Source organism: Marinobacter sp. UBA2498 (assembly GCF_002341575.1).
GTDB lineage: Bacteria > Pseudomonadota > Gammaproteobacteria > Pseudomonadales > Oleiphilaceae > Marinobacter > Marinobacter manganoxydans.
The window spans coordinates 15,459-18,878 of record NZ_DDOI01000148.1; the positions used below are offsets into that span (position 1 = coordinate 15,459).

The 3,420-nt window shown below is 57.5% G+C and carries 3 protein-coding genes and 1 pseudogene; 3 read left to right on the top strand and 1 reads right to left on the bottom strand.

The genetic code is table 11. The features are described 5' to 3' along the window. A pseudogene (locus B2W52_RS20505) lies at nt 1-260 on the top strand (iron ABC transporter permease); the annotation flags it as partial. 7 nt (nt 261-267) lie between these two features. Here the strand turns inward: B2W52_RS20505 and B2W52_RS20510 are convergent. After that, entirely contained in the window at nt 268-1,383 is a 1,116-nt protein-coding gene (locus B2W52_RS20510) for an ABC transporter ATP-binding protein (RefSeq protein ID WP_008176865.1), read from the bottom strand. A gap of 193 nt (nt 1,384-1,576) precedes the next feature. Here B2W52_RS20510 and B2W52_RS20515 point away from each other — a divergent pair, with 193 nt between their 5' ends. Next, complete coding sequence (locus B2W52_RS20515) at nt 1,577-2,599, top strand: Fe(3+) ABC transporter substrate-binding protein (protein ID WP_273070970.1); 1,023 nt, start codon at nt 1,577-1,579, stop codon at nt 2,597-2,599. A gap of 143 nt (nt 2,600-2,742) precedes the next feature. Further along, nucleotides 2,743-3,420, top strand: a 678-nt coding sequence (locus B2W52_RS20520; RefSeq protein ID WP_286803998.1) for a TVP38/TMEM64 family protein, incomplete at its 3' end; no start/stop codon positions are given.

Genomic DNA, 3,420 nt, shown 5'->3' on the forward strand with positions numbered 1-3,420 from the left:
ATACGCCGATCATGCGCAGTAGCCTGCTGGCGGCCGGTATACTGGTGTTTGTGGACGTGATGAAGGAGTTGCCGGCGACCATCATACTCCGGCCGTTCAACTTCGATACCCTGGCGGTCCGTGCCTACAGCCTGGCCTCTGACGAGCGATTGGCCGAGTCGGCCATGTCCTCCCTCGCCATTGTTGTGGTCGGGATCATTCCCGTGGTCATTCTGAGCCTGGCGATGCGTCGGTCCCGCCCGGGAAGTAAAACGGGGTAGCCACGGTTTACTCGGCGAACAGAAAAACCTGCGACATATCCAGCTCAAGCGAGACAGCCTGTCCCTCTTCCGGCAGAAACACCCCGGGCACTTTTGCATGCAGGTGCATTTCCTGCCCGTCCGGCCCGTGAGCACAAATATGCAACAGACTGGTCGGGCCGAGCAGTCGGGACATCAGAACATGGCTGGTGCGGTCATCACCGGCCTGTCCTTCAAGTTGCCTGACTTTGACCGCCTCCGGACGGATCAGAATTCTAGCGCTGCTGCCGTCCTCAAAACCTTTAGCTTCCAGGTGGCCCAATGGCGTTGTCACCACGCCGTTGTGGACAACGCCGCGATGTTCGTTCACCTGCCCGAAAAAGTTGACCACGAACGGCTCGGCAGGATTGCAGTAAAGGTCTGTAGGAGTTCCCGTTTGCACGATCTCTCCGTCTCGCATCAGTGCGATCCGATCTGCCATGAACATGGCTTCCTCCGGGTCATGAGTAACCAGAAGAGTGGCCGTGTTCAGCTCTTTCAGCACATGCAGTGTATCGTCCCGAATCTGGTCGCGCAGCCGGGCGTCGAGGCTGGAGAATGGTTCGTCCAGCAGCATGACCCGTGGCGACGGAGCAAGGGCCCTGGCCAGGGCTACCCGCTGCTGCTGACCACCTGAGAGGGTATGTGGGTAAACATTGGCGGCATCGGCCATGCCCAGGCGCCCCAACAGTTCGAGTGCGCGCGTACGTTGCTGCTTTTTCGGCATGGAGCTGATGCCGAAGCAGACGTTCTCCAGCACCGTCAGATGGGGGAAGAGTGCAGATTCCTGGAATGCCAGGCCCACATTCCGCTTTTCCGGGGGTACCTGCACGCCACCGGGTGCCGAAACCAGGGAGCTGCCGAGAAAGACTTTGCCGCGGGACGGCGTCTGGAGGCCTGCAGCGATACGCAGCAGCGTTGTTTTGCCGCAGCCAGAAGGGCCGAGGAGGCAGACAACCTCGCCTGCTTCCAGATGCAGGTTGATGTCTTTGACAACGCTATCGCCATGGAATTGGCAATGCACGCGGTCAAGCATCAATGACGGGCCCGACAGGCCGTTCTCGAGTTGGTCGCTGTAGGTTGGGCTTTCCTGATAAATGCTCATGGTGCCGATCCAGCCTCCCGGTTCAAACTCCAGTGGAGGTGCAATTGTAAGCTTGTTGCGTCTGATTGTGTATTGAATACGTAAAAGCGACTGATTCCTATTTATTGACTTCTATGCCCGGGTTCGTTTAAATCGCATCTAAATACTAATCGTTTTCACCTGCAATAGTAATTAGCAACCAAGGAGAGATCCCGTGGTATCTCATAAAGCGAAGTTGGCAGCCGCTGCCCTGGCAACAACACTGGCAGCAACGAGTGTCTCCGCGAGTGAAGTCAACCTGTACTCTGCGCGGCACTACGATTCGGACCAGGCAATTTATAACGCCTTCACCGAGGAGACCGGCATCAAGGTCAACCTGATTGAGGGGAAGTCCGATGCGTTGATCCAGCGAATCCAGCGAGAAGGTGTCGCCAGCCCGGCCGATATCCTGATTACCGTTGACGCGGGTAACCTCTGGCGAGCCGACCAGGAAGGCATCTTCCAGCCGGTGGATTCGGAAGTTCTGAACAGCCGTCTGCCGGATTCCCTGCGTCATCCGGAAGGGCATTGGTTCGGCTTCAGTCAGCGTCTGCGCGTGATCTACTACGATCGTTCAGACTTTGATCCTTCCCGGATCAGTCAGTACGAGGACCTGGCCAACCCGGAATTCAAGGGCGAGATCTGCATCCGGTCCTCCAGCAACATCTACAACCAGTCATTGCTGGCCAGCCTCGTTGAGTACCACGGCGAAGAAGGCGCTGAGGAGTGGGCGCAGGGCGTAGTCAATAACATGGCCCGTGATCCCCAGGGTGGCGACACCGATCAGATCCGTGCTGTGGCTGCCGGTGAATGCAACCTGGCGGTTGGCAACCATTACTACTACGCGCGCCTGCTGAACTCTGATGATGTTGCAGACCGTGAAGTGGCCCGGGAGGTTGGCATTATCTTCCCGAACCAGGATGGCCGTGGTGTTCACGCCAACATCGGTGGTGCGGGTGTGGTGGCTACCGCGCCTAACCGCGACAACGCTGTCCGGTTCCTGGAGTTCCTGTCCTCCGATACCGCCCAGCAGATCTTCGCTGAGAGCAATCACGAGTTCCCGGCGGTAGACGGTGTACTGAAGAATCCGGTGCTGGATTCCTGGGGCAACCTGAACATTGATGACATCAATGTGAGCGTACTGGGCACCAACAATCCGGAAGCGGTGAAGATCTTCGACCGTGTGGGCTGGCGTTAATCGAAGTATCACGAAATTGATCGCAGATTACGCTTGAGAGAGCGTGCCCAAGGGCCGGATGTTGGTAAGACATCCGGCCCTTTTTATTTTATCGAGGCACCGGCTGTGCTTCCTGTTACCTGATGAGCGGGTAGAATAGCCGGATGACCCGATCGCCGCTGGTTTTCCGTCTCTCCTTTCTTGCCATTGTCGCGTTTTTGATGGCCATGATCTGGCTTCTGCTGCGGCAACTGGGCATGCCTGCCAGCTTTGCACCAACGGTGCTGTCCGACTGGTTTGCCAGTCAGGGGACTCTTGGGCCGGTATTACTGATGCTCCTGATGGTTCTTGCTGTCGTGGTCGGGCCAATACCCACGTTGCCGATCAGTGCGGCGTCCGGCCTGGTTTACGGAATGTTCAACGGAACGGCAATCGCGGTAGCCGGTGCACTGGCGGGTTCGCTGATTGCCTTTTATCTGGCGCGAGTGCTTGGTCGCGATGCTGTTCAGCAGAAGCTCGAAAACAACCCGGTATTCTCGGCCAGAGGGTCACAGCGGTTCCTGTTTATTGCAGTCCTCCTCACCCGGTTAATCCCGGTGTTCTCCTTCGCCCTGATCAGCTATGCCGCCGGAGTGACGGCGATACACCTTTGGCGTTACGCCTTGGCAACGGTTATTGGAATGTTACCCATGACCTTTGTGTTTGCCGGGTTGGGGCATACCCTCGAGCTTAACCCCACCCTGACCGTTATAGCGGCAGCTACGGTATTGCTGGTCATGAGCACGTTGCCCCTTTACCTGCGGCATCGCCCACATTCCCGTCTGGCTCGCTGGCTGCAGCTG

Coding starts and splice junctions, on each gene's coding strand:
- B2W52_RS20510 (WP_008176865.1), bottom strand. CDS start 1,383: ATGAGCATTTATCAGGAAAGCCCAACCTACAGCGACCAACTCGAGAAC.